Annotated in this window: 24 protein-coding genes; 1 reads left to right on the top strand and 23 read right to left on the bottom strand. The window is 60.5% G+C overall.

Annotated elements, in window-relative coordinates:
• Positions 1 to 156: 156 nt before the first annotated feature.
• From KSY82_RS07110 to KSY82_RS07100, 3 genes are all read right to left on the bottom strand, one after another.
• On the bottom strand, positions 157 to 1,557 hold the full coding sequence (locus tag KSY82_RS07110; protein WP_195247276.1) for a phosphoglucomutase/phosphomannomutase family protein: 1,401 nt from the start codon (positions 1,555 to 1,557) through the stop codon (positions 157 to 159).
• Between the two features lie 158 nt (positions 1,558 to 1,715).
• Entirely contained in the window at positions 1,716 to 2,609 is an 894-nt protein-coding gene (locus tag KSY82_RS07105) for a homocysteine S-methyltransferase family protein (RefSeq protein ID WP_006235725.1), read from the bottom strand.
• Between the two features lie 10 nt (positions 2,610 to 2,619).
• Entirely contained in the window at positions 2,620 to 3,042 is a 423-nt protein-coding gene (locus KSY82_RS07100) for a metal-dependent transcriptional regulator (protein ID WP_040359600.1), read from the bottom strand.
• A 120-nt stretch (positions 3,043 to 3,162) separates the two neighbouring features.
• Between KSY82_RS07100 and pepT the strand changes: the two genes are divergently transcribed.
• The gene (gene pepT / locus KSY82_RS07095) at positions 3,163 to 4,410 is read left to right on the top strand and encodes a peptidase T (RefSeq protein WP_217750683.1); all 1,248 of its coding nucleotides are present in this window, start codon (positions 3,163 to 3,165) and stop codon (positions 4,408 to 4,410) included.
• A 388-nt stretch (positions 4,411 to 4,798) separates the two neighbouring features.
• On the opposite strand, the gene KSY82_RS07090 is transcribed toward pepT, so the two are convergent.
• From KSY82_RS07090 to KSY82_RS06995, 20 genes are all read right to left on the bottom strand, one after another.
• Positions 4,799 to 6,028: an LCP family protein gene (locus tag KSY82_RS07090; RefSeq protein ID WP_217750682.1), complete on the bottom strand. Its 1,230-nt coding sequence runs from the start codon at positions 6,026 to 6,028 to the stop codon at positions 4,799 to 4,801.
• Positions 6,029 to 6,040: 12 nt separating this feature from the next.
• A complete protein-coding gene (murA, locus tag KSY82_RS07085) occupies positions 6,041 to 7,324 on the bottom strand; it encodes a UDP-N-acetylglucosamine 1-carboxyvinyltransferase (RefSeq protein ID WP_195363613.1) in 1,284 nt (427 codons plus the stop codon).
• Between the two features lie 88 nt (positions 7,325 to 7,412).
• A complete protein-coding gene (gene atpC, locus KSY82_RS07080) occupies positions 7,413 to 7,805 on the bottom strand; it encodes an ATP synthase F1 subunit epsilon (RefSeq protein WP_217750681.1) in 393 nt (130 codons plus the stop codon).
• Positions 7,806 to 7,808: 3 nt separating this feature from the next.
• Positions 7,809 to 9,263, bottom strand: a complete 1,455-nt coding sequence (gene atpD / locus KSY82_RS07075) for a F0F1 ATP synthase subunit beta (RefSeq protein ID WP_006235717.1) — start codon at positions 9,261 to 9,263, stop codon at positions 7,809 to 7,811.
• Positions 9,263 to 10,171, bottom strand: coding sequence for an ATP synthase F1 subunit gamma (gene atpG, locus KSY82_RS07070; RefSeq protein WP_217750680.1), 909 nt, complete (start codon positions 10,169 to 10,171; stop codon positions 9,263 to 9,265). Before atpG ends, atpD begins: the two co-directional genes overlap by 1 nt.
• Positions 10,172 to 10,176: 5 nt before the next feature.
• The gene (atpA, locus tag KSY82_RS07065) at positions 10,177 to 11,775 is read right to left on the bottom strand and encodes a F0F1 ATP synthase subunit alpha (RefSeq protein ID WP_035138794.1); all 1,599 of its coding nucleotides are present in this window, start codon (positions 11,773 to 11,775) and stop codon (positions 10,177 to 10,179) included.
• On the bottom strand, positions 11,775 to 12,251 hold the full coding sequence (locus tag KSY82_RS07060; RefSeq protein WP_006235713.1) for a F0F1 ATP synthase subunit delta: 477 nt from the start codon (positions 12,249 to 12,251) through the stop codon (positions 11,775 to 11,777). Before KSY82_RS07060 ends, atpA begins: the two co-directional genes overlap by 1 nt.
• A complete protein-coding gene (gene atpF, locus KSY82_RS07055) occupies positions 12,241 to 12,843 on the bottom strand; it encodes a F0F1 ATP synthase subunit B (RefSeq protein WP_006235712.1) in 603 nt (200 codons plus the stop codon). The genes KSY82_RS07060 and atpF overlap by 11 nt, the downstream gene beginning before the upstream one ends.
• A 15-nt stretch (positions 12,844 to 12,858) precedes the next feature.
• Entirely contained in the window at positions 12,859 to 13,053 is a 195-nt protein-coding gene (locus tag KSY82_RS07050; RefSeq protein WP_022094262.1) for an ATP synthase subunit C-like protein, read from the bottom strand.
• 124 nt (positions 13,054 to 13,177) lie between these two features.
• A complete protein-coding gene (gene atpB / locus KSY82_RS07045; protein ID WP_022094263.1) occupies positions 13,178 to 13,981 on the bottom strand; it encodes a F0F1 ATP synthase subunit A in 804 nt (267 codons plus the stop codon).
• Between the two features lie 3 nt (positions 13,982 to 13,984).
• A complete protein-coding gene (locus KSY82_RS07040) occupies positions 13,985 to 14,296 on the bottom strand; it encodes a hypothetical protein (RefSeq protein ID WP_022094264.1) in 312 nt (103 codons plus the stop codon).
• A 281-nt stretch (positions 14,297 to 14,577) separates the two neighbouring features.
• A complete protein-coding gene (gene upp, locus KSY82_RS07035) occupies positions 14,578 to 15,225 on the bottom strand; it encodes a uracil phosphoribosyltransferase (protein WP_195544539.1) in 648 nt (215 codons plus the stop codon).
• A gap of 123 nt (positions 15,226 to 15,348) precedes the next feature.
• Complete coding sequence (gene glpK, locus KSY82_RS07030) at positions 15,349 to 16,890, bottom strand: glycerol kinase GlpK (protein WP_217750679.1); 1,542 nt, start codon at positions 16,888 to 16,890, stop codon at positions 15,349 to 15,351.
• A 13-nt stretch (positions 16,891 to 16,903) separates the two neighbouring features.
• On the bottom strand, positions 16,904 to 17,647 hold the full coding sequence (locus KSY82_RS07025) for an L-threonylcarbamoyladenylate synthase (RefSeq protein WP_217750677.1): 744 nt from the start codon (positions 17,645 to 17,647) through the stop codon (positions 16,904 to 16,906).
• 148 nt (positions 17,648 to 17,795) lie between these two features.
• The gene (locus tag KSY82_RS07020; protein ID WP_006235701.1) at positions 17,796 to 18,098 is read right to left on the bottom strand and encodes a helix-turn-helix domain-containing protein; all 303 of its coding nucleotides are present in this window, start codon (positions 18,096 to 18,098) and stop codon (positions 17,796 to 17,798) included.
• A complete protein-coding gene (locus KSY82_RS07015) occupies positions 18,085 to 18,480 on the bottom strand; it encodes a type II toxin-antitoxin system RelE/ParE family toxin (RefSeq protein WP_022094268.1) in 396 nt (131 codons plus the stop codon). Before KSY82_RS07015 ends, KSY82_RS07020 begins: the two co-directional genes overlap by 14 nt.
• 75 nt (positions 18,481 to 18,555) lie before the next feature.
• Entirely contained in the window at positions 18,556 to 19,806 is a 1,251-nt protein-coding gene (locus KSY82_RS07010) for a N5-glutamine methyltransferase family protein (protein WP_217750675.1), read from the bottom strand.
• Between the two features lie 632 nt (positions 19,807 to 20,438).
• Positions 20,439 to 21,506 carry a peptide chain release factor 1 gene (gene prfA / locus KSY82_RS07005; protein WP_055252487.1) on the bottom strand — a complete coding sequence of 356 codons (1,068 nt, stop codon included), beginning with the start codon at positions 21,504 to 21,506 and terminating at the stop codon, positions 20,439 to 20,441.
• A 247-nt stretch (positions 21,507 to 21,753) separates the two neighbouring features.
• The gene (locus KSY82_RS07000) at positions 21,754 to 23,169 is read right to left on the bottom strand and encodes a M20/M25/M40 family metallo-hydrolase (protein WP_217750674.1); all 1,416 of its coding nucleotides are present in this window, start codon (positions 23,167 to 23,169) and stop codon (positions 21,754 to 21,756) included.
• Between the two features lie 72 nt (positions 23,170 to 23,241).
• Positions 23,242 to 24,027, bottom strand: a complete 786-nt coding sequence (locus KSY82_RS06995; RefSeq protein WP_196033597.1) for an amino acid ABC transporter ATP-binding protein — start codon at positions 24,025 to 24,027, stop codon at positions 23,242 to 23,244.
• Positions 24,028 to 24,037: the final 10 nt, after the last annotated feature.

The raw sequence follows: 24,037 nt of genomic DNA, 5'->3' as shown, positions 1-24,037 counted from the left end.
GGCCGCGCGGCAAGGAGATATATTGCCAGACCGGAGGGGCGCCGTGGGCGGGAATCTGGGCGTACACATTTCCTACACATCTTGGAATCCGACTAACGTTTGCCAGCCGTTACCTACCGCTCGCCGAGCATCTCTTTATATAAGGCAGTCTCATGGTTAGAGCGGATACGTCCCCCTAGCTAAAGCACAGCCAGCATCGAGCAACTCATCACGTTCTTCCACCGAGAACCCCTCGGCGTAGACGCGCACCACTGGTTCGGTCCCGCTAGGACGGACCAGCAGCCACGTGTCATCCTCGAATGCCAAACGCAAGCCATCCATATGACTAACGTTTTGCGGCACCTTGCCACAAATCGACTTGGGGTTTACGCCCGGCAGCAGGGTTCGTAACGTTTCGGCATCTTCGGCCTCAAGGCGCAAATCCCGTCGACCGTAACTCGTCTTACCAAAACTGTCCTCGAGTTGGTCGACCAGAACGCCCAAAGGCGCGTCCGTCTTAGCCATAAGCTCACACAGAATCAGACAGGCGAGGATTCCATCGCGCTCGGGCATATGCGCGGCGATGCCGATACCACCGGCTTCTTCACCGCCTATGAGGACGCCGCCCTTCTTCATCTCCGCCGCTATATATTTGAAACCGACTGGTTTGACGGTCACGCGGCAGCCAAGCGCCTCGGCAATGCGACGCACGAGCGTCGAGCATGAAAGATTGACGACGACGCGCCCCTCCAAATTACGAAATTGAACCAAGTCGCCCAAAACGAGCGCCATGATCTGATGCGGATGTATATATCTGCCGCGCTCGTCAACCGCACCGATACGGTCGGCGTCGCCGTCGGTCACCAGACCAGCGCAAGCTCCGTCATCGATAACCGTGCGCTCGCAAGCGTCCACCCAAGGCTCAACGGGGTCGGGGCAGATATCTTCTTGGTCAGACGCCTGCCCGGCGTGAATCTCGTGCACCTCAACGCCAAGCTCGCGCAGCAAGTCGGCTAGATAACCCTGGGCTGCGCCGCCCATGGGATCGACAACCACGCGCAGGTGCGCGCCGCGGATGGCTTCGGCATCGACAAACGATGCCACCGCCTGCATATAGTCAGGAATGATATCCGCGGTGCGATATTGCCCCTCGATCCCCATTGGCTCGGGAGCCATGGTCTCTTCGAGCTCTTCGATGACATCCTGGTTGGCGGTCGAGCCGTCACCCATGCGAATCTTGAGGCACAGATAACCCTGCGGATGATGGGACCCCGTCACCATGAGCGCGCCGCACGCCTCACCGTCATAAGCCGCCGCCCACGTAAGGGCAGGGGTCGGAACAGGTCGCGAAGCGAGCACGGCGTCCAGCCCGTGCGCTGCTAGCACGCCCGCCGCAAGCTCAGCGAACTCGCTCGCCAGGGGCCGGGTGTCGAACCCTATATATACCGTTTTGCCCGGATTGGTCTTTTGCCACAACTCGCCGACGGCATCGGCGATACGGGCAACGTTATCGGCAGTGAAGTCCTCATCGACGCGAGCGCGCCAACCGTCAGTTCCAAAATGAATTATCGCGCACACGCGCAGACACCTCACAGTGTTTGGATCATGGTACGCGTGAGGTATACCCGCAACACGCACTCAGCAACCTGCCGGCACCAGCATTCACCATTTGGGCAAATGCTGCCGAGGACATGCAAGCAATAAAAAAACCGCCCCGTATGGAGCGGTTTTGCCCTTTATATATCGAGCGCCTCGGCCATCGCTGCCGTAGTGATTGCCGTGGTTCCACAGCAACTGCCCACCATTGCGGCGCCGGCATGTCTCCATTCGATGCATGCGCGCGCGAAAGCTTCGGGATTCTCGTGCCATACGGGGCCATCCTGAGTCTGGACCGGATCGCCTACGTTGGGACGCACCGTAACGGGAGTAGTCGCCGATGCAACCATCCTGGGCACCGCCGCATTCGCGGCCGCAAGCGAACAGCAATTAACACCAACCGAGTTTGCGCCGTGTTTTTCGGCGTACAAAACGGCTGCCTCGATGTTGAGGCCATCGCCCAGCAGGTCGCCTTTATCGTCAACGACAAAACTCACCAGAACAGGCATGCCGTCGGCGGCATCTCGGGCGCCGGCAAGCATGGGCTGCAGATTACGGATAGACGTCACCGTCTCGATCAGCAGACCGTCAACACCAGCATTGAGCAAGGCGTGCGCCTGTTCGCGCGCAATGCCGCGGATTTCACGATACTCGACAGAGTCCTCGGCAAACCACTCAATACCGATCGGGCCCATCGAGCCCAGCAGTAGCTGAGGGTGCGCCTGGCGGGCATCGTCGACGGCCCCGCGATTGACCTCCGCCACGGACGGCGCAATCTGGTCGTGCTTGAGGGCATAGCTCGATGCCTGAAAGGTATTGGTAATGAGCACCTGCGCGCCGGCGGCAACATACAAGCGATGGATACGAGAAACGGTCTGCGGCTCTGCCAGATTCCAAAACGCCGGTGGAATGTCGGCGGCATCGTACTCACTCAACAAAACACTGCCCATGGGGCCCTGCGCCAACAAGGTCTCGCTCGACAAGCGGCGCGTAAGTTCCTCGGCACCAAAGCGGTTGTAATAACTCGTATCCATATATATCCCGCTATTCCTCGACGCTGATTCCCTGCTTTTCGAGATAGGCGAGCCAGCGGCTCATCGTGTCCTCGGATAGCGCATGCTCCATCATGCAGGCCTCGGAATCGGCTCGCTCAAATTCGACACCGAGCTCCTGAACCAAAAACGTGCGGATGAGGCGATGACGGTACCAGATAGCCGTGCCAACCTCGCGGCCGCGATCGGTCAGGATTACCTTGCCGTAGTGCGATTGCTCGACAAGCTCGGATGCCTTGAGCGCCGAAACCGCTTTATTGACCGATGCCTTGGAGACGCCAAGGCGCTGCGCGATGTCGACCGATCGCACGCCGTTGGTTTCCCCCTCTTCGCTTTCAATGCGAACCATGCACTCCAAGTAGTCTTCGTTCGCCACCGTCAGATGTAGTTCGCGCGAGCTATTTGTCGTATCCATGATCTTCCGTCCCTTCTGCATTCAATGGCTGATTCTACCCCATCCAAGCGTCGCGGTATGCCGTGGCATACCGTGCTAGAGTTCTTGTTGCACACGACGACCAAGATTGGAGCGGTCTTTATGGAAAACACCACCACGAACCCCGATGTCCTCGAGCGCTTTTTGCGCTACGTCCAGATCAACACGCAGTCCGAGGATGCAAACTGCGACCAGGTACCCTCGAGCGCCGTTCAGTTTGACCTTGCCAACGTGCTGGCTGAAGAGCTGCGCGAGCTTGGTGCGGAAGATGCCCACGTGACCGAGCACGCCTATGTCTGCGCGCATATCCCCGCAAGTGCGGGCGCTGAGGACAAGCCCGCCCTGGGCCTGATCGCCCATCTCGACACCACCGAAGTTGCACCGGGTGCCGGCGTGAAACCGCACATCGTACACTACGAAGGCGGCGACCTGGTCTGCGGCACGGTTGACGGTAAGCCCGTTGCCATGAGTACCGCCAAGCTTCCCGCCCTGAACGACCTCGCAGGTGAGGACCTGGTCTGCAGCGATGGCACCACGCTGCTGGGCGCGGACGACAAGGCAGGCGTCGCCGAGATCATGTCGCTTGTCGCGCGTATCGCTCAGGACCCTTCTCTGCCCCATCCCGCACTCGGCATTTGCTTCTGCCCTGACGAGGAGATCGGCCACGGAGCCGAGCTGTTGGATATCGATGCCTTTGGCTGCAAGTACGCCTACACGGTCGACGGCGGCCCCATCGGCGAACTGGAGTGGGAATGCTTTAACGCCGCCGAGGCGACCGTCTGCTTTGAGGGCCAGTCCATCCACCCGGGCGACGCTAAGGGCCGTATGGTCAACGCAGGCAATCTGTTCTGCGACTTCAACGCGTTGCTCCCCTACGTACAGCGCCCGGAGTATACGGAAGGCTACGAGGGCTTTTATCACCTTGAGGGTGTATCTGCGACCGTCGATCACGCCACAGCGCGCTATATCGTCCGCGACCATGACGCCGCCAAGTTCCAGCAGAAACTCGACCTTATTGATGCCGCTGCCTCGATGCTCAACCAGCGTCTGGGTGAGGAGCGCGTGACGGTCGAGATTAAGCAGCAGTATCGAAATATGGCCGAGATCGTTCGTGACTATCCCGAGCTTATTGATGTTGCCAAGGAAGCCTACCTTGCCTGCGGCGTTGAGCCCCAAGTGCTGCCAATTCGTGGCGGCACCGACGGCGCCCAGCTGTCGTTCCGCGGTCTGCCCTGCCCCAACCTTTCCACCGGCGGCTATTGCTACCACGGCGTCAACGAGTTCGTCCCGGTCAGTTCGCTCGTCAAGATGACCGACGTCCTGCAGGAACTCGTCGCCCGCTTTGCATAAGCCTGGCTGCATAAGCCCAAAAGACGAATCGCCCCGTCCTCAACCGAGAACGGGGCGATTTTTTTTGCTGCAACGAGAACAGGTTGACGCACGCCAGCCTCTTAACGCAAGGAGTGTCCCAAACTGCCGGCACATAAGGAACGTCCCCAAGTGCCAAGTGCCGCAAGAGTGTCCCCTTTGACTAGTCATTTAAGAACGTCCCCAACGACTACCACTACACAGCATCGCAGGTTGAGCCAACGTCAGCGAGCGTCGCCCAAGGCGGACAAGTTGGCATGAAAAAGGCAGGGCATTGACCTTCTGGTCATGCCCTGCCTTTTGAATGACAAATTGTCGCCTTGGGCGGTGCGCAGCGTCGGCCGGTCCGCCGTTCGGTAGAACGGCGGAACTAGTAGGAGTAGCCGTTACCGTCGCCGGTGGGCTCTTCGTAGTAGTCCGAATCGCTCGAATCGCCTGAGTCATCGGAATCGTCAGAGCTGACCGATGAAGTTGCGGTACCGTTTGCGTAGTCGTCAGACGTGTTGTTGTTCAGGTCGCCAATCGTAGAGCTGGAACCGTCGGAAAGACCCATGGTGTTGGGACCCTTGGGATCCTTGCCGGCATCGACGCGCTCCATCATTTCCTTGAGCTCGTCCTCGTAGACAAAGACGTAGCTCACACCGTCGATCATGGTGCTGTCGTCGGCGTACGAGGGCAGGTTGGCCGAGTAGATACCGTCGACATCCATACCGCGCATGGCGTTGACCGTAGCCACGATATCCTGAACGCTCATATCGGTTACGAGCATATCGGACAGCGAATTAACCAGGCCAAAAATCTTCGTGGCATCGAAGTTATTGAGAATCTGGTTGGCAAGGGCGCCAAGCACCTGACGCTGGTGGCGCATGCGCGTGTAATCGCCGTCGGCATAGGTGTAGCGGCAGCGGGCATAGGTTAGGGCGGTGGCACCGTCCATATGCTGCTGGCCAGCGGTAATCTTAATATCCAGGTGCTCAGGGTCGTCAACATCATCGGTTGCGTTAATGTCGATACCGCCAACCGAATCAATCAGCGCCTGCATACCGTCGAAGCTGACCTCGGCATAGTGGGAAATCTGAACACCGCACAGCTCGTTGACCGCCTCGACCATGGCCTCGGCGCCGCCAACGGTATGGCAGGCGTTGATCTTCATGGTCTCGCCCTTGTACTCGACCTTAGTGTCGCGCGGAACGGAAATGAGCGTCGCCTGCTTTTGCGTGGGGTCGATGCGTGCCAGGATAATCGAGTCGGCACGATACGTATCCTCGCCCGGACGGCCGTCGGTGCCAAGAAGCAGCACGTAGAACGGATCCTTTGCCTCATCGGTGTCAACCAGAACCCGACGCAGATTATCGGTAATGACATTAGAATCGCCGAGCTTGCCCATAATGGTAGCAAACCACAGGCCGGCAGCGGTAGTGGCACTCAGCAGCACACCAAGCACGACAATGAGCGCGACGTGACGAATCGTGTGGCTACGACGACGTTGACGAGCGCGCTCGGAATAGCGAGCCACGTTATCGCGACTGTAGATCTTGGCCTGCGCACCAGTTGAGGGTCTTCGGGCGGTGGTATCCGCGAGGGGCTTTTTATTAAACATAGGCAACCTGTATTAGTAGATGACGGGATCGGGGACGGAAGCATGCTCGACATGCGCGCCGAGCGCCTGCAGCTTTTCGACAAACTGCTCGTAGCCGCGCTTGATGTGATGGATGGCCGAAACCTCGGTCGTCCCGTCGGCGATCAAGCCCGCTACGACGAGGGCCGCTCCGCCACGCAGATCGGGCGAGGTAACCTGTGCACCCGAGAAGCCCTTGACGCCATGAATCATGGCATGATGGCTCTCGATACGAATGTCGGCACCCATGCGCACCAGCTCAGAGGCAAACATAAAGCGATTCTCGAAGATGTTCTCGGTGATAACGGAGCTACCGTCGGCAAGGGCGGAGAGCACCATAATCTGCGCCTGCATGTCCGTCGGGAAGCCGGGGAACGGAAGCGTCTGGATGTCGACCGGCTTGATACGCTCGGCACGGTTTACATGGACGCCATCCTCGACGCGCTCGCAGTCGATACCCATGAGCTCCATCTTCTTGAGCACCATGCCCAAGTGAATGGGGCAAAAGCCCGTGACATCGACACCGCGATCGTCGGCCATCAACGCACCGGCAACGATAAAGGTACCGGCCTCGATGCGGTCGCCCACTACGCGATGGGTAACAGGATGCAGCTCTTCCACGCCCTCGATGGTCACGACGGGCGTACCCGCGCCGACAATCTTGGCGCCCATCTCGTTGAGCATGTTGGCGAGATCGACGATCTCGGGCTCGCGGGCGGCATTGTCGATAACCGTGGTGCCCTGCGCGCGCACGGATGCCATGATGAGGTTCTCGGTCGCACCGACGCTGGCGAACTCGAGCGTGACGGTGGTACCGCGCAGACCTTGGGGCGCATTAGCGTTGATGTAGCCGTGGGCGGTATCGAACTCAACGCCCAGGGCCTCAAGACCAAGAATGTGCATATCGATCTTGCGAGCACCCAGGTTGCAGCCGCCCGGCATGGCGATCTTGGCGCGATGGAAGCGACCCAGCAGGGGTCCCATCACGGCGGTGGAAGCACGCATCTTGGCAACGAGCTCGTAGGGGGCCTCCCAAGAATCGACCTGAGAGGTATCAATCTCGAGCGTGTGCTCGTCAAGGACATCGATTGTGGCGCCCATACCCTTGAGCACCTTGCCCATCACGTGGACATCGGAAATATCGGGCACGTTCTGCAGCGTCGTCTTGCCCGGCGCCAGAAGCGTTGCCGCCATGAGTTTGAGCGCGGAGTTCTTGGCGCCCGAAACGGGCACAGAGCCTCCGATGGCGTGGCCACCCTCAACGCGGATAATATCCAAGGTCTACCCTTTCAAAAAGCATGCCCGGGATGGCTGGGCCATCCCGGGCATGATGTGTTCGCAAATGGTCGAACGTTAAATCGTTTGACTATTGGGCAAGCTTGAGCTTACACCATGCGATTTCATTATAGAGGTAGGCGCGGCGTGCATCATCCTCCGACAAATTACCCAGCTTCTCTTCAAAACCTTGAATATCAGCTTTAAGCTTGTCGGCATCGACGGTCGCCAAATCGCAAGCGCGCTCGGCGAGAACGGTCACGAGATCGTCCGCAACCTGGGCATAGCCGCCGGCCACGGCAAACGTGTGGTCGACAGTGCCCATGGCCTTATCGGAAACGCGAACGTAACCGCGGTCGATCGTGCAGATCTCGCTGGAGTGAGCAGGCAGAACGCCAAACTCGCCATCCGTGGACGGAATCGACACAAACGCAGCGTCGCCCTCATAGGCGCAGCTCACGGGGCACACGATGCGGATACGCATAACCTACTTCTCCCCCATCTTGCGGGCGCGCTCGCGCACGTCCTCAATCGTGGAAGCATAGCGGAAAGCCTGCTCGGGCAGGTCATCGGCCTTGCCGTCGACAATCTCGGCGAAGGAGCGGACGGTATCCTCAACGCGGACGTAGACACCGGGGTTGCCGGTGAACTTCTCGGCGACGTGGAAGGACTGCGAGAGGAACTGCTGGATCTTACGGGCACGGTTGACCGTAAGGCGCTGCTCCTCGGACAGCTCGTCCATACCCAGGATGGCGATGATGTCCTGAAGGTCGGAGTACTCCTGCAGGAGCTCCTGGACCTTGACGGCGACACGGTAGTGCTCCTCGCCGACGATCGAGGGATCGAGAGCGTCGGAGGAAGACGCGAGCGGGTCGATAGCCGGGAACAGGCCGAGCGACGAAATACTACGCGAAAGAACCGTGGTGGCATCGAGGTGCGTAAACGTCGTGGCAGGCGCCGGGTCGGTCAGGTCGTCTGCGGGGACGTAGACAGCCTGGACGGAGGTAATGGAGCCCGTCTTGGTCGAGGTAATGCGCTCCTGGAGGTCGCCCATCTCGGTTGCCAGCGTGGGCTGGTAACCAACGGCGGACGGCATACGGCCCAGCAGTGCGGAAACCTCGGAACCTGCCTGGGAGAAGCGGAAGATGTTGTCAATGAACAGCAGAACGTCCTGGCCACGATCACGGAAATACTCAGCGGTGGTAAGGCCGGCCAGACCGATGCGCAGACGCGCTCCGGGCGGCTCGTTCATCTGACCATATACCAAGCAGGTCTTGTCGATAACGCCAGACTCGCTCATCTCGAGGAACAGGTCGGTGCCCTCGCGGGTACGCTCGCCGACGCCGGTGAACACCGAGGTGCCGCCGTGCTCCTGGGCGAGGTTGTTGATGAGCTCCTGGATCAGAACGGTCTTGCCGACGCCGGCGCCGCCGAACAGACCTGTCTTGCCGCCGCGGATGTAGGGCTCGAGCAGGTCGACGGCCTTGATGCCGGTCTCGAAGATCTCGGTCTTGGTGGTGAGCTCGTCGAAACGGGGCGCTGCATGGTGGATGGGGTAGAACTCCTCCACCTCGGGCATGGGCTTGCCGTCGACGGGCTTGCCCATGACGTTCCAAATGCGGCCGAGCGTCTTGGGACCAACGGGCATCTTCATGGGCTCACCGGTATCGGTGGCGATGAGGCCGCGCTGCAGGCCGTCGGTCGAGGACATGGCGACCGTGCGGACGACGCCGCCCGGAAGCTGGCTCTCGACCTCGAGGATCGTGCTCAGATGACCGATCGGGGTCTCGGCCTCGACCGTGAGCGCGTTGTAGATCGGGGGCACCGCGCCGTCAAACTTGACGTCGACGACAGGGCCGATGATTCGCACGATGCGACCATCACCGGCAGTCGTCTTCTTGGTGGCTTCCTCGACCGCAAGCTTTACGGTGTTATTAGCCATTACTGTTCCTCCAATGCTGAGGCTCCGCCGACGATCTCGTTAATCTCGGTCGTGATCGAAGCCTGGCGCACGCGACTATACGTGCGGGTAAGGGTCGAGATGATCGCGGTGGCGTTTTCCGTCGCGGAGTGCATGGCCTTGCGGCGTGCACCCTGCTCGGCAGCCGCCGAATCGATCAGGGCCTGGTAGATGACCGTCAGGATATAAGACGGCACAAGCTTGCCGAGAACATGCTCGGGAGAGGGCACGAACTCGAACGTGGACGAGATGCGCTTAGGGGCGTCGGTCTCGTTCTTACGCGGACCGTGGGCCATAGCGATCATCTCGGGGTCGAGCGGCAACAGATGCTCGACGCGAAGCTCCTGATCCACGCGGTTCTTGGCGTGGTGGTAGACAAGCTCGACACGGTCAAGCTCACCGGCACGATACGCATCGCAGATATGAGAGGAGATCATGCGGGCCTGATTGAAATCGGGCTCAGAGGAGTTGCCCTCAAAGTGCATGACGACGTTTGTGCGGTCACGGAAATACGTGGCCGGCTTACGCCCGCACGCGATGATCTCGCACTCGATGCCGTCGTTCGCCCAAGAAGCGGCGAGCTTTTCGGCCGTGCGCTCCACCGTCGTATTGAAACCGCCGGCAAGGCCGCGGTCCGAGGCAATAACGACAATCAGGCCATGCTTGACGCTCTCATGCTTCTGCAGCATGGGATCGGTGCCCGAACAGGAGGCGTCGCCGGCGACCGTCAACATGACGTCGGTCAGCGCCTCCTTATAGGGCTCGGCCTGCTTGGAGCGATCGAGAGCACGACGGATCTTGGCCGTAGAGACCATCTCCATCGTGCGCGTGATCTGCTTGGTCGTGGTAACCGAGGAGATTCGCTTCTTAATGTCGCGAAGGTTGGCCATGGGGCTTAGTTCTCCTCTGATCCAGAAACATCCGAATGGTGCTTGGCCATGAACTGCTGCTTGAAGTCGCCGATGACGCGCAAGAGCTCAGCCTTGGTGTCATCATCGATCTTCTTGGCGCGAACCTTGTCGAGCAGCGAGCCAAAGCCATTGTCCATGTACTCGATGAGCTCGGCACGGAAAGGCAGCACGTCGGCAATCTCCAGGTCATCCAGGAAGCCCTCGTTGCCAGCGAACAGCGTAACGATCTGCTCGCCAACCTCAAACGGCTTGTAGCGCGGCTGCTTCAGGAGCTCGGTCATGCGGGCACCATGGGTCAGCTGCTTCTGAGTAGCCTCGTCAAGGTCGGAGCCAAACTGCGTAAAGCCAGCGAGCTCCTGATAGGAAGCGAGGTCCAGACGGAGGTTGCCGGCGACCTGCTTCATGGCCTTGGTCTGCGCATCGCCACCGACGCGGGACACGGAGATACCCACGTCGACTGCCGGGCGCTGACCCTGGAAGAAGAGCTCGGACTGCAGGTAGATCTGACCATCGGTAATGGAAATGACGTTGGTCGGAATGTAGGCCGAGACGTCGCCGTCCTGGGTCTCGATGATCGGAAGAGCCGTCATGGAGCCGTAACCGTTCTTCTTGGACATCTTGACGGCACGCTCGAGCAGACGAGAGTGCAGGTAGAAGATGTCGCCAGGATAGGCCTCGCGTCCGGGCGGACGATGCAGCGTCAGCGACATCTGACGGTAGGCCACAGCCTGCTTGGACAGGTCATCGTAGATGACGAGCACGTGGCCGCCGGGGTTGGTCTCGCTGGCGGGCTTGCCGTCCTCGCCGTTGTACATAAAGAACTCGCCAATAGCGGCACCGGCCATAGGCGCGATGTACTGCATAGGGGCGGAATCGGCAGCGGTGGCCGAAACGATGATGGTGTAGTCGAGCGCACCGTGCTGAGCGAGGGTCTCGCGGATGTTGGCAACCGTGGAGGCCTTCTGGCCGATGGCGACATAGATGCAGACCATGCCCTTGCCGCGCTGGTTGAGGATAGCGTCGATGGCGATGGCGGTCTTACCGGTCTTACGGTCACCGATGATGAGCTCACGCTGACCGCGGCCAATAGGCACCATGGAGTCGATAGCGAGCAGACCGGTCTGAACCGGCTCGCACACCGGGGTACGATCGATGACGCCGGGAGCCTTGAACTCGATGGGGCGACGGTGCGTAGCGACGATGTCGCCCAGGCCGTCGATGGGCTGGCCGAGCGGATTGACGACGCGGCCGAGCATGGCGCGGCTCACAGGGATATCCATAATGCGGCCAGTGGTGCGGCACTCGTCGCCTTCCTTGATGGAGTCGACGGCACCAAACAGAACGGCGCCGACCTCGTCACGGTCAAGGTTCTGGGCAAGGCCGAAGACGGTCTCACCGGTATCGGAGCTCTTGAACTCCAGAAGCTCGCCTGCCATGGCGCTCTTGAGGCCGGAGACGCGCGCGATGCCGTCGCCTACCTCGTCGACCGTTGAAACCTCATGCGTATCGACCGTCGCGGAGAGGCTCGTGAGCTGCTCCTGCAGTTTCTTGGCGATATCCTGGGCATTGAGGGTTTCGGACATTAGGCTTCACCTCCGTACGAATTAGCAGAGTTTGCGAGGGTCTCCTGCGCGATGCGCAGCTGCGTCTTGACGGAAATGTCACGACGCTCGCCGCGGGCCTCGAGCACCAGGCCGCCCACGATAGACGGGTCGACCTGCTCGATAAGGAATACCTTGCGGCCGAAGTCCTGCTCGCATTTCTTAGTGATGGTTTGACGCAGCTCGTCGTCGAGCGGGATCGCCGTGGTGACGGTCACGCCCACTACATCCTCGTCTTCCTCGGCAACATACTTAAAGGCAGCTGCCACCTTGGGAAGAAGGTCGAGCTGGTCGCGCTTGGACATGGTGTCGAGCACGGCGATGATCTCGGGGCTGGCGCTAGCCAGACGCTCGATCATCTCGAGGTCCTCGAACACATGGTTCTCGGCCTTAGCGGCTTCCAGAAGGGAGCGCGCGTAGGTCTCGAGCACCTTGTCCTGATAGCGGCTAGTCGGCATTCAGGCTACCTGCTTCCTGGATGTAGCGCTCGATGAGCTTCTTCTGCTCGGCATCGTCCTCGAGTGCCTCGCCCACGATCTTGGTGGCGACGGCAACGGACAGGTCGGCGATGGAGCTCGCGGCACCGGCGTAGATGGACTTGCGCTCGTCCTCGACGGTCGTATGAGCCTTGGCGATGATCTCCTCGGCCTCCTTGTGAGCAGCCTCGATAATGCGGGCGCGCTCGGACTCGGCGTCCTTACGGGCCTCGAGAACAATGTCGGCAGCCTGACGACGGGCGTCGGTGACGATCGAGTCGGACTCAGCGCGCTTGGCGATAGCCTCCTGCTTGGTCTTCTCGGCCTCGTCGAGGCTCTCCTCGATCTTCTTGCCGCGCTCCTCCATGGTTTTCATGATGCCCGGCAGGGCGACCTTGGCCAGCACGATCCAGATAATCAGGAAGGCGATAAGCGCCGGGATGAACTCCGCCATCTTAGGGATGAGGATGTCCGCACCGGCAGCGCCGTCCTCAGCGAACGCGGAAACCGGCATGAGCAGCGCGGCCGCGGACGCGGAGAGTGCGATCGCGCTCTTCTGGGATGAAAGATTCATACTTGACGCTCCGTGCTATTTAACGATCAGCGCGACAACGAAGCCGATCAGAGCCAGAGCCTCGCCGAAGGCGGAGCCCATGATGAAGACGGTGAACACGCGGCCCTGGACCTCAGGCTGACGGGCCATAGCACCCGTAGCACCCAGAGCAGACAGGCCGATAGCAAGACCAGCGCCGATAACACCGAGACCGTAACCGATAACTCCCACGATTCCTCCTTTGTCGTGCGTGTCTTATTTCACGCAGGATAACCTTTTTATAACTGCCGGGCTCCATGGGTACGGGCACCGGCGGTTTAACGAATTGCCTTACCTTTAAGGCGCGAACGGAAGACTACTCCTCCTCCGCGACCTCCTCTGCCTCGGAGACATACACGGCGGTAAGGACCGTGAAGACGTAAGCCTGGATGGCGCCGACCACAAGCTCGATCGCATAGATCAGGATGAGGATGGCAAGCCAGGCCAGCGAAGGCAGGGCGCCGACGGCGTGGGCCGCGGAAACCTGCTGAAGCAGCGGCTGCATGAACATGCTCGCCATGATGGCGAACGAGCCCATGACCACGTGTCCTGCAAACATGTTGCAGAACAGACGGACGGCGAGTGTGATGAGGCGCAGGAAGGTCGAGAAGAGCTCGACGACCCACACGAGCACGTTCATCGGGAAGCTCACGCCCTGCGGGGCGAGGCTCTTGATGTAGCCGATCACGCCGTGAGCCTTGCATCCGTAGTAGATGAAGTACACGAAGGCGAAGATGGCGAGCGCGGCGGTGGAGCCGATTGCGCCGGTGCCGGGCTTCATTCCCGGGATCAGGCCGATCATGTTGTTGATCAGAATGAACAGGAAAAGCGAGCACAGGAACGGGAAGTGCTTCTTCCAGTTCTCACCCACGACGCCCTTGCCGATATCGTTCTCGACGTACTCGATGATGTACTCGAAACCGTTGACGAAGAAGCCCTTGGGAACCAGGGTCTGCTTCTTCTTGAACACGGCCAGGACGATCAGGAGCACGATCGTGGAGACGATCAGCCAAAACGAGTACTGCGTGATGCCGCAGCTCAGATCGCCCACGACAGGGGTGGAGCTGAACTCGCTAACCAGATGATTAATCTCATCAGGCAGCTTTTCAAAAATTTCCACGACTTACCTTTCGACCTCATGAGGATCTCGCAGCGCCTTGGCGACGCGAACCGTGCAGGCGGCCATAAAGGCCACGAAGCCGATCGCCTCGCCCAGGAGGAACATGCGAAATGCCTCTCCGAACAACACAAACACAACCAAGGTAAAGACGAGCAGGGCGATTGCCGAGACCGCCAGACTCACCATACCCTTGAGCATGTCCGCATTCTGTTTATCGTCAAGAACCGGCTTGAGCGTAAAGACAAAGGGAAGGAAGGCAATTGCGCCCGCGATGGCGCCTGCAACGATAGCGAGCAGATCGGCTATCTGAAACACTGGCGTCCTCACTTTCCTTTTTAACGCTTCACAGAACAGTTCCCGCCAAACATTGGTGACTATTGTACGAGCCAATCGCTAAAGTACAACCGAAAAAGCATCGGTTAATACGCACCTGTTCGTTTTCTTAAGACCTTCTTTATGCCGCAGGTACGGTAATACGTTTTTCTCGAACCCTGCAGGGCAAAACGTCCGTTAACAGGAGTGCGCGCGGTCGCCTTTTGTTCGTCCGCGCGCACCGTTTCTTCGTATTTGCAGCCGCGGCCGTCTTAGCCCAGCGACTAGAGCGTGCCGTAGATGCGGTCGCCGGCGTCGCCGAGGCCGGGAACGATGTAGGCAGCCTCGTTGAGATGGTCGTCGATGGCGCAGGTATAGATATGCACATCAGGGTCCTTCTCAGTCAGCGACTTGAGGCCCTCGGGGGCCGCGACGATGCACAGCATGCGGATGTCCTTGACACCGCGCTCGCGCAGGTAGCTGATGGCCATCTCGGCCGAACCGCCCGTGGCGAGCATGGGGTCGACGACCAGGCAGATGCGCCGGTCGATATCCTTGGGCATCTTGCAGTAATACTCGTGCGGCTCGTGGGTGACCTCGTCGCGCTCCATGCCGATGTGGCCCACGCGAGCGGAGGGCACCAGGTCGAGGATACCGTCGACCATGCCAAGGCCCGCACGCAGGATGGGCACGATGGCGAGTTTCTTGCCGGCAAGCTGTTTGAACGTGGCGGTAGTGATGGGGGTCTCGACCTCGACGTCTTCCATAGGTAGGTCGCGCATGGCCTCGTAGCCGTCAAAAAGCGCGAGTTCGCGCACGAGCTGACGGAACTGGTTGGTGCCGGTGTTTTTGTCGCGCAGGATCGACAGCTTGTGCTGGACGAGCGGATGATCGACAAGCGTCACACGGGACGCATCGTAGGTGACGGTCATGGGTTGATTGCCCCTTTCGTTGCAGCCGCAAAACGGCCTTGCTGACAAGGCGCGCAGCAATGTTGCCGCCGCACGCCATGCATAAGTTTAGCGGTTTGTTGTATCGGGCCGCCCATCGCAGCCCTACTGTGCGGTACTGAGCGAGCGCTTGACTGCATCACGCCAGCCCGCAAGGTTTTGCTCGCGACGCTCGGCGGACATATGGGGAAGGAAGGTCCTAACGATCTGGGCATTTTGCTCCAGCTCTTCAAGGTCTTCCCAATAGCCGACGGCAAGACCCGCCAAGTACGCGGCACCGATTGCCGTGGTCTCCACCGTCTCGCATTGCAGCACGGGGATATCCAGCAGGTCGGCCTGAAATTGCATGATGAACTCGTTGCGTGAGGCGCCGCCATCGACGGACAGGCGCTCAATCGAAAGTCCCACGTCCTGCTCCATGGCGCGCAGCACGTCATAACTCTGGTAGGCCATGGACTCGCAGGCCGCACGCACAATGGTCGCGCGACTCGAGGCACCGGTCAGGCCGCACACGATACCGCGGGCACGCGGGTCCCACCAGGGAGCGCCCAGGCCAGCGAAGGCGGGGACGAAGTAGCAGCCCTCGTTGTCGTTGATCGAAGCGGCGAGTTGCGCGGACTCGCTCACACTCGAGATGATGCCCATGTTGTTGCGCAGCCAGTTCATGGTTGAGCCGGCGGCAAAGATAGAACCCTCGAGCGCATAGCTGATCTTGCCGTCCGCGGCGATACCGATCGTGGAGACCAGACCGTTCTTGGATTCGACGACCTCGTCGCCGGTGTTCATGAGCATAAAGCAACCCGTGCCATAGGTGTTTTTGGTCTGGCCGGGATGGAAGCAGCAGTGGCCGAACAGCGACGCCTGCTGATCGCCCGCCACGCCCATGATGGGCGGCATGTTGGTCATGATGTCGCTCGCGACGCGGCCGTAGTCGCCCGAGCTCCAACGAACCTCGGGCATCATGGAACGTGGAACGTCAAAGAGCGCCAGCAGGTCGTCGTCCCAATCGAGCGTATGGATATTAAAGAGCGCCGTGCGGCTGGCATTGGTGTAGTCGGTGGCAAAGACCTGGCTGCCGGTAAGGTTGTAGATGAGCCAGGTGTCGATGGTGCCGAACATGAGGTCGCCCGCCGCCGCGCTCTCACGCGCACCGTCGACGTTGTCGAGGATCCACTGCACCTTGGAAGCCGAGAAATACGGATCGAGCGTGAGTCCCGTGCGGGAGCGCACCAGCTCTTCTGCGCCCCGCTCGACCAGCTCGTCGATCAGAGGTGCGGTGCGACGGCATTGCCACACGATGGCGTTATAGATGGGTTGGCCGCTTATGCGGTCCCACACCACCGTGGTCTCGCGCTGGTTGGAGATACCGATGGCGGCGATGCGGTCAGAATGGATGCCGCTCTTAAACTGGACCTCCATCATCACACCGATCTGGCTGGCAAGCACCTCCATGGGGTCTTGCTCTATCCAACCGGGACGCGGGAAGCTGGTTTTGACGCTACGACGTGCCTGCGCGACGATGCAGCCGTACTCGTCGACGATGGTCGCAAGTACCGAGGTGGTGCCGCAGTCGAGCGCCATGATGTAGGAACCGCCAAAGTTAAACGAGGCATCTTCCATGCCCAGGCTGCCCAGATTCAACGACATCGCTTACACCTTTCTATTGCATCGGGTCGGACAGGACCCGTTCGATCTCTGATGCGGGAAGTGCGCCTTGGCGCAGGATCTGGAGCCCGCCGTGCTGGAACGACACGATGGTCGAGGCGTCGCGACACGGGGTCTCACCGGCGTCGACGGCAACATCGACCCCCTCCAGGATGCGACCTTCGACGGCGACAAAGCTTGCCGGCGAGGGCGCGCCGTGTGTGTTGGCGCTCGTGCAGGCGAGGGGACTGCCGCAGGCGCGGATGAGCGCTTGCACCACGGGCGAAGCCGAAGCGCGAAGTGCCACCGTGTCGTCGGCGGCGCGCATAAAGGTCGGCACGCAGGGGGCCGCCTTGACCACGATAGTCAGGGCGCCCGGCCAGCATCGTCGGGCAAGCACGCGGGCCTCTTCCGGGATATCCACGCCATAGCGGTCGAGTGCTTCGACGCCATCGACCAGCCAAGCGACGGTTTGCGTGAGCTCACGTTGCTTGAGAGTGAAGATACGGCGATAGCCGGTGCCGAGCGCAGGAACTGCGGCGCCATTGACGGCAGCCTGCGGATCGCGCGGCCACGATGGGAATTCGCTTGTATCTTGGGGCACGGCGTCCGAGAAGGCGTTGACTGCCACGGCGACACCGTAGACGGTCTCGGTCGGAATCAAGGCCAGGCCGCCGCGGCCGAGCACCTCGGCCGTGCGCTCGACGGCAAGCCGATGCGGCTCGCGCGTTCCCTCGTATACCCGATAGACCGTCTGCATGTGTATGCCAGCCCCTTACGCTCCGGTGCAAGTTTGTTTACTGTGGGGCATTCTCGCACGAAACATTCAACCTATTTGCCCAGAGCGCATGTTGGTTTGGTGAGCGGCTCTAGTAGTCGGTGAAAGTGAGGGGGTTAATTGAAGATTTTTAGCGCGCAAGCGTAACGGTACGATCGGGAAACTCGATGCTTGCAACCAGTTTTCCGCCGAGGCTCTCTGCGTACCTGCTCAGCGTGTCGAGCCTCATCGAACCCAACTCCCCACGCTCGAGCTCGGATACACGTTTTTGAGAAACGCCCATCGACTGGGCGACCGACGCCTGTGTTAGATCTTTTAACCTGCGAATCTGAGCAAGCTTATAGGCTTCGATACGATCGCGAGTCCTCTCCTGCTCGGCGGTAATGGAGTCGCGTGTTATCCCGCGAGATTCCATATACTCATGCAGTTCCATCTCGATCGAGCCTCCTTACGTGGCGACGGTATATTTGCTCGGCCCTTGGAATGTTGATCGCATACCAACCGTTCCATTTTGCCCTTGACGATCCCGCTCGCGACTTATCACCCGCCAATAGCAATACCGCCTGGCGTTTGGGGTCAAAGGCGAAGAGGATGCGAATCACCTGCCCACCACACGACGTCACTCTCAGCTCCTTTAAATGATGAAGCTTCGAGCCCTTTACGCGGTCAACCAGCGGACGACCAAGGCTGGGACCTTCCTTCTCGAGCACCAAAAGGTCTGCATAAATCTGCTTCAGCGTAGCTTCATCCTGCTCATCAAGCCAAGGTTCAATGTAATCAAGCACGATACGGTACCGATGCAGCTGATTTGACATACCTTTCTCCTTCTATAGTAGAAGTTTTACGGTATATTGCAAGGACAAACTTGCGCAAATGTCTATTAATTCAGCTTAAATACGCTGTTTGGGCTCGGTGACGATGGCTCGAACGATGCGGGGACGATCGGTGAGGTCGTGGACGATACGCACGTCCGAAAGGCCTGCCTGGCGACAGAGCTCGGCCGCGGCATCGAGGGCGCCCTCGTAGAGCTCGCAGGCAAACAGGCCGCCGGCGCGCAGCATGTAAGGCGCCGCATTGAGCAGGCGGCGGAAGATGTCCAGGCCGTCGGCGCCGCCCTCGAGCGCCAGGTCGGGCTCAAAGTCCTTGACCTCGTGCGGCAGCGAGCGCATGACGTCGGTCGGGATGTAAGGCGGGTTGGAGACGAGCACATCAAAGGTGCCCCACTCTTCGCGGGGAATGGAACTCACCAGGTTGGTGAGGCTAAAGGCAACCTCATCTGCCGTGAGGCCGAGGGCGTCGCGGTTTTTGGTGGCCAGATCGATGGCGCGCGGCTCGATATCGGTGGCGGTGCAGGTAACGTGGCCGCGGCGCTCCCAGGCAAGGGAGAGCGAAATGCAGCCCGTGCCGCAGCCGACCTCGAGAACGCGGGCAGTGCAGGGCTCGGTTGGGGCAGGCGCAGCGGCATCCTGAGCTGAAGCCGTCTCCTGGCCGGCACCCTCGATGGCGATGCCGTATTCGTCGAGCTCGGACTCGGCGTCTTCCGCGGCTTCGGCTTCTGCTGCCTGCGCGGCGGCTTCCTCGGCCTCGCGGTCGGCCAGTTCCTCGGCATAGGCACGGCTGCCCAGTACGTCGCCGCCTAACGCCGCCTCATCGGCAGCCGTCAGGTTAGCGGCACGGCGCTCGGCAGTCGCGCGCTCGTCGGCCAGCGCCGCCTCGGCTTTGCGGGCCTCTTCGACCTCATCGTTCCAAGGCAGCTCAACACGCTGGCGGGCAGCAGCCTCGGGGCTCAGCACCTCGGCATCCAGATAATTGAGGACTTCCTCGACGAGCATCTCGGTCTCGGGGCGCGGAATGAGCACACCGGGGGCGCACGCGACGTCGATCATGCGAAACTGCGTGCTGCCGGTGATGTATTGCAGCGGCTCGCCCTTAGCGCGGCGGACAACGGCCGCATGCATGGTCTCGAGCTGGGCCGCGTTAAGCGTCTCGTCCATACGCATATATAGGTCAATGCGCGCCAGGCCCGTGGCGGCACACAGCAGCCACTCGGCAGAAAGACGGGGGTGCTCCTCGCCGCGCTCGGCCAGGTACTCCTTGGTCCACTCGAGACAACGCTTGATGGTCCAGATCTCGTTTGCCATGGGGCCCTCCCCTCTTAAGCGCCGGACGGCGCGCGAATGTCGGAGCAGATTGTACGCGAGGCCAGCGCTTGGCAAGGGACGATTGAAGGCGATTATCGAGAATCAGCCCAGATTTTTGCTTGGAACCTGCCTGAAGTGCTCATTCGTCGACGTCAAAATCTGCATTCGTCAAGCTTTTGGCAAGGTTGACCCAAAACTGACCAATATCTAACCAAGAACTTGCCAAATCACTTGACGTGCGACGCATCAAAAAATGCACTGCGACTTCTTGAACGATTTTTTGAGCATTATTTTCAATAGCAGATAAATGCCGCTAATTTCTTTGAGCAGGTAGCCGGCTTCATGGCCATCAAAGCCGATTGAATAACATCTCAAAGCAATGTGCCCAACCTAGTCATTTAAGAACGTCCCCAATGACTACCTCTAAGGCGCCGCAGGTTGAGCATACCGCATCCGGAGCAAGGCAGCGCCGCAGGTAGAGGACGGACAGCGAGCGGGTCGCATTTGAGACAAGGTGACGTGAAACGAAAGGGCGCTGACCTTCTGGTCGCGCCCTTGAAGTTGAACGTCAGATTGTCCAAATGCGGCCCGCGCAGCGTCGGCTGGTCCGCCGTTCGGTAGAACGGCGGAACCTACACAGCCTGTGCCAGCTTCTCGGCTCGCTCGGCGGCGGCGAGTGCCTCGATGACGGTGCCGAGCTGATCGCCCAGAAGGACGCCGTTGTAGGTGGAGTTGAAACCGATGCGGTGATCGGTCACGCGGTCCTGGGGCTGGTTGTAGGTACGGATCTTCTCGGAACGGTTGCCGTGGCCGATCTGGCTCTGGCGCTCGGCACCGAGTTCTGCCTGCTGCTTCTCGAGCTCCATCTCGTACAGACGGGCACGCAGCATCTGCATGCAGACCTCGCGGTTCTGGATCTGGGAACGCTGCTCCTGTGACTGCACCACGGTGTTGGTGGGCAGGTGGGTGATGCGCACGGCGGAGTAGGTAGTGTTAACGCACTGACCGCCAGGGCCGGAGGCGCAGTAGGTGTCGATGCGCAGGTCGGACTGGTTGATCTGGACGTCGATCTCCTCGGCCTCGGGAAGTACGGCGACGGTAGCCGTGGAGGTCTGAATGCGGCCCTGGGACTCAGTCTTGGGAACGCGCTGGACGCGGTGCACGCCGGACTCGAACTTCATGACGGAGTAGACGCGGTCGCCCTCGACCTTGAACTCGATGGACTTAAAGCCACCGGCCTCGCTGGGGCTGGAATCGAGCACGGTAGTCTTCCAGCCGCGCGACTCGCAAAAGCGCTGGTACATCTTGTACAGATCGCCGGCGAAGATGGCCGCCTCGTCGCCACCGGCGGCGGAGCGGATCTCGACGATGGTGTTCTTGTCGTCGTTGGGGTCGCTCGGGATGAGCATGTACTTGATGTCTTCCTCGAGCTGGGGAAGCTTGGCCTCGTTTTCGGAGATGTCCATCTGGAGCATCTCCTTCTCATCGGCATCGGTGGTATCGTGCAGCATTTCCTTGGCAGCCTCGATGTCATCGAGCGCGCCGATGTACTCGCGCGAGGCGGCAATGAGGTCGGACTGGTGCGCGTACTCCTTGTTGAGACGCGTGAACTCCTTGATATCGGAGGCGACGGCCGGGTCGGAAAGCTTCTTCTCGAGCTCCTCGTAGGCCTTGATGATCTTTTCGAGCTTGTCGCGCATGACGGACTCCTTTATATGCGTGAAGGCGAAAATCGGCAGAATTGATGGGGCGCGGGGCGCCGCTGCGGGGGTAAGTCCAGCTAGAGCATGTCGATCTTCAGATACATGCGCATCCCTTCGCGTATGGGGTACATAATTGCGGTCTAACCCATACATGATAGCGTGCGCAGGCAAACCTGCATATAACCCGCACGGAATGAGTGGACGTCCCCAACGGCTAACAAAGGGACTATCGCCTTGTCGCATTCTAGAGCGTTTGGAGCAGGGCGATGAGGAAGCGCACGCCCTGGAGGTAGGCGCGGCGGGTGATGCGCTCGTTGGTGCCGTGGACGCCGCGATCACACTCGTCGTCATCAACCACAAAGGCCGAGAAGCGAATGCACTCAGGGCAAATGTGCTGGTAGTTGGCAGCGTCGGTCGCACCGATCACGGTCGAGGGCACAATTGCCACTGGCTCGAATGATCCGTTTTCCTCCGTCCCCTTTGGATCACGGAAATAGTGGGCGGCGATGGCGCGGACGGCCTCGAGCCCCGGCCCGCCGACGCGCGGAGACGGCGAAGGCTCGGAGCTGCCGGGGCCGAGTTCGACCTCCACGCGCCCGGCAAGGCCCGCCGCGGCAACCGCCTCGCGGCAGCGGGTAACGACCTCGGCCACGCTCGTGCCCTCGAGCATGCGGAAGTTGATATTGGCCCACATATCCTGCGGCATCACGTTGGCGCCGGTGCTGCCGCCCTCGATTTGGGTCGGTGCACAGGTGGTGGTCACGAGCGGATAGAGCTTCTTGCTGGCGAGGCACTCGCGCACGATGACGTCCTTGTTGGCGGCAATCTCATCCGCCGTGTAGAGCCCCAGCTCGACGAGCTGTGCGGCAAGCAGGTCCGTGGCGCGCGTCGGCCACTCGATATCGCAGATTGCGGTGATGGAGCGGCTCAGTACCTCGAGCGATGTGCCGCCGTAGGGGTTGGACGAATGCCCGCCCTCACTCTTCGTCTTGAGCACAATATCGGCGTAGCCCTTCTCGGCAAGGTCGACATGCATAAGCCAGCCCTCGCCCGCGCCGTACTCGGCAGCTGGAACGATGCGGTAGTCACCCTCGTCGATCAGGTACTCAAGCTCAATGCCGCGCTCCTCGAGCGCGCGGCCGATGGCGCCTGCGCCGTACTGCGTAGTCTCCTCGTCCTGGCCAAAGGCCAGGAGCAGCGTGCGCTCGTGCTGCCAACCGTGCGCCAGCGCATACTCAACCGCCTCGAGAATGCCTGCGACCTGGTCTTTCATATCGATGGCGCCGCGACCCCAAATGTAGGTGTCGTCTACATGCCCGCTAAAGGGGGCGTACGTCCAGTCGTCCTCGGTACCCGGCACCACGGGGACCACGTCCATGTGACCCATGAGCACAACGGGCTTGAGTGCGGGGTCGGAGCCGGAAAGCGTCACCAGCAACGAATGATCGATGAGCTCGACCTTCCCCGCTGTAAATACGTGCGGCCAGGCCTGCTGCATATAGGCGCGCAGGTCGTCGAACGGCCGCCAGTCCACTGCCTCGGCATCCATGCTCGAAATGGTCGGAAACGACAGCACACGGCCCAGGCGCTCGCATGCGCCGGCCTCGTCTATACCGGCAAAATCATCCTCATGCGCAAAGAAGCGCCAAACCTCGGCCATGACATCCTTTCGATTGTGATGACGAGGGCCGCCCCACCGGAGCGGCCCTGCCACATAAGCGTTTGCGGTCGTTTACTTGTCCTCGAGATAACGTGAGAGGAACTCGCGGGTACGCTGGTGCTTGGGGTTGCCAAAGAGCTCCGCCGGCGCGGCGTCCTCGAGGACCACGCCCTTGTCCATAAAGACCACGCGGTCGGACACCGTGCGGGCAAAGGCCATCTCGTGCGTGACGACGACCATGGTCATGCCGTCGGCAGCGAGCTTGCGCATGACCTCGAGCACCTCTCCCACGATCTCGGGGTCGAGTGCGGAGGTCGGCTCGTCGAACAGCATGATCTGCGGATTCATACATAGGGCACGAGCGATGGCAACGCGCTGCTTTTGGCCGCCGGACAGGCGACCCACGGCGGCGTGCGCGAACTTCTCGAGCCCCACGCTCGTCAGATGCTCCATCGCGACCTTCTCGGCCTCGGCCTTGCTCATCTTTTTGAGCGTGACGGGCGCGAGCGTGCAGTTGTCGAGCACATCCATGTTGTTGAACAGGTTAAAGCCCTGGAACACCATGCCGATGTCCTCGCGCAGCTTGTTGATGTTGCAGCGCTCGGCCGTGAGGTCCTGGCCGTGGAACCAAATGTGGCCCGCGTCCGGAGTCTCGAGCAGGTTGAGGCAGCGCAGGAAGGTCGACTTGCCCGAACCCGAGGCGCCGATGATGGTGACGACCTCGCCGGGATTGACGGACAGGTCGATGCCCTTGAGTACCTCGAGCGAGCCGAAGCTCTTGCGCAGGCCCTCAACGCGGATGAGCGGCTCATTGGTCTGTGCGGCGGCCGCAACGCCGGTAATGGCGGTATCTGCCATGATAATTCTC

Origin of the sequence: Collinsella aerofaciens (assembly GCF_019131995.1) — a bacterium.
GTDB lineage: Bacteria > Actinomycetota > Coriobacteriia > Coriobacteriales > Coriobacteriaceae > Collinsella > Collinsella aerofaciens_S.
The sequence above is the reverse complement of the archived record's forward strand: the minus strand, read 5'-3'. Positions and strand labels throughout refer to the sequence as shown.

Bases quoted from the DNA above. Each gene is read 5' to 3' on its own strand.
- atpC (WP_217750681.1), bottom strand. From the start codon at position 7,805: ATGCGTATCCGCATCGTGTGCCCCGTGAGCTGCGCCTATGAGGGCGAC.
- pepT (WP_217750683.1), top strand. From the start codon at position 3,163: ATGGAAAACACCACCACGAACCCCGATGTCCTCGAGCGCTTTTTGCGC.
- KSY82_RS07060 (WP_006235713.1), bottom strand. From the start codon at position 12,251: ATGCCGACTAGCCGCTATCAGGACAAGGTGCTCGAGACCTACGCGCGC.
- KSY82_RS07020 (WP_006235701.1), bottom strand. From the start codon at position 18,098: ATGGAACTGCATGAGTATATGGAATCTCGCGGGATAACACGCGACTCC.
- glpK (WP_217750679.1), bottom strand. From the start codon at position 16,890: ATGTCGTTGAATCTGGGCAGCCTGGGCATGGAAGATGCCTCGTTTAAC.
- KSY82_RS07025 (WP_217750677.1), bottom strand. From the start codon at position 17,647: ATGCAGACGGTCTATCGGGTATACGAGGGAACGCGCGAGCCGCATCGG.
- KSY82_RS07015 (WP_022094268.1), bottom strand. From the start codon at position 18,480: ATGTCAAATCAGCTGCATCGGTACCGTATCGTGCTTGATTACATTGAA.
- upp (WP_195544539.1), bottom strand. From the start codon at position 15,225: ATGACCGTCACCTACGATGCGTCCCGTGTGACGCTTGTCGATCATCCG.
- KSY82_RS07090 (WP_217750682.1), bottom strand. From the start codon at position 6,028: ATGTTTAATAAAAAGCCCCTCGCGGATACCACCGCCCGAAGACCCTCA.
- KSY82_RS06995 (WP_196033597.1), bottom strand. From the start codon at position 24,027: ATGGCAGATACCGCCATTACCGGCGTTGCGGCCGCCGCACAGACCAAT.
- KSY82_RS07010 (WP_217750675.1), bottom strand. From the start codon at position 19,806: ATGGCAAACGAGATCTGGACCATCAAGCGTTGTCTCGAGTGGACCAAG.
- atpG (WP_217750680.1), bottom strand. From the start codon at position 10,171: ATGGCCAACCTTCGCGACATTAAGAAGCGAATCTCCTCGGTTACCACG.
- atpF (WP_006235712.1), bottom strand. From the start codon at position 12,843: ATGAATCTTTCATCCCAGAAGAGCGCGATCGCACTCTCCGCGTCCGCG.
- atpD (WP_006235717.1), bottom strand. From the start codon at position 9,263: ATGGCTAATAACACCGTAAAGCTTGCGGTCGAGGAAGCCACCAAGAAG.
- atpA (WP_035138794.1), bottom strand. From the start codon at position 11,775: ATGTCCGAAACCCTCAATGCCCAGGATATCGCCAAGAAACTGCAGGAG.
- KSY82_RS07100 (WP_040359600.1), bottom strand. From the start codon at position 3,042: ATGGATACGACAAATAGCTCGCGCGAACTACATCTGACGGTGGCGAAC.
- prfA (WP_055252487.1), bottom strand. From the start codon at position 21,506: ATGCGCGACAAGCTCGAAAAGATCATCAAGGCCTACGAGGAGCTCGAG.
- KSY82_RS07000 (WP_217750674.1), bottom strand. From the start codon at position 23,169: ATGGCCGAGGTTTGGCGCTTCTTTGCGCATGAGGATGATTTTGCCGGT.
- KSY82_RS07105 (WP_006235725.1), bottom strand. From the start codon at position 2,609: ATGGATACGAGTTATTACAACCGCTTTGGTGCCGAGGAACTTACGCGC.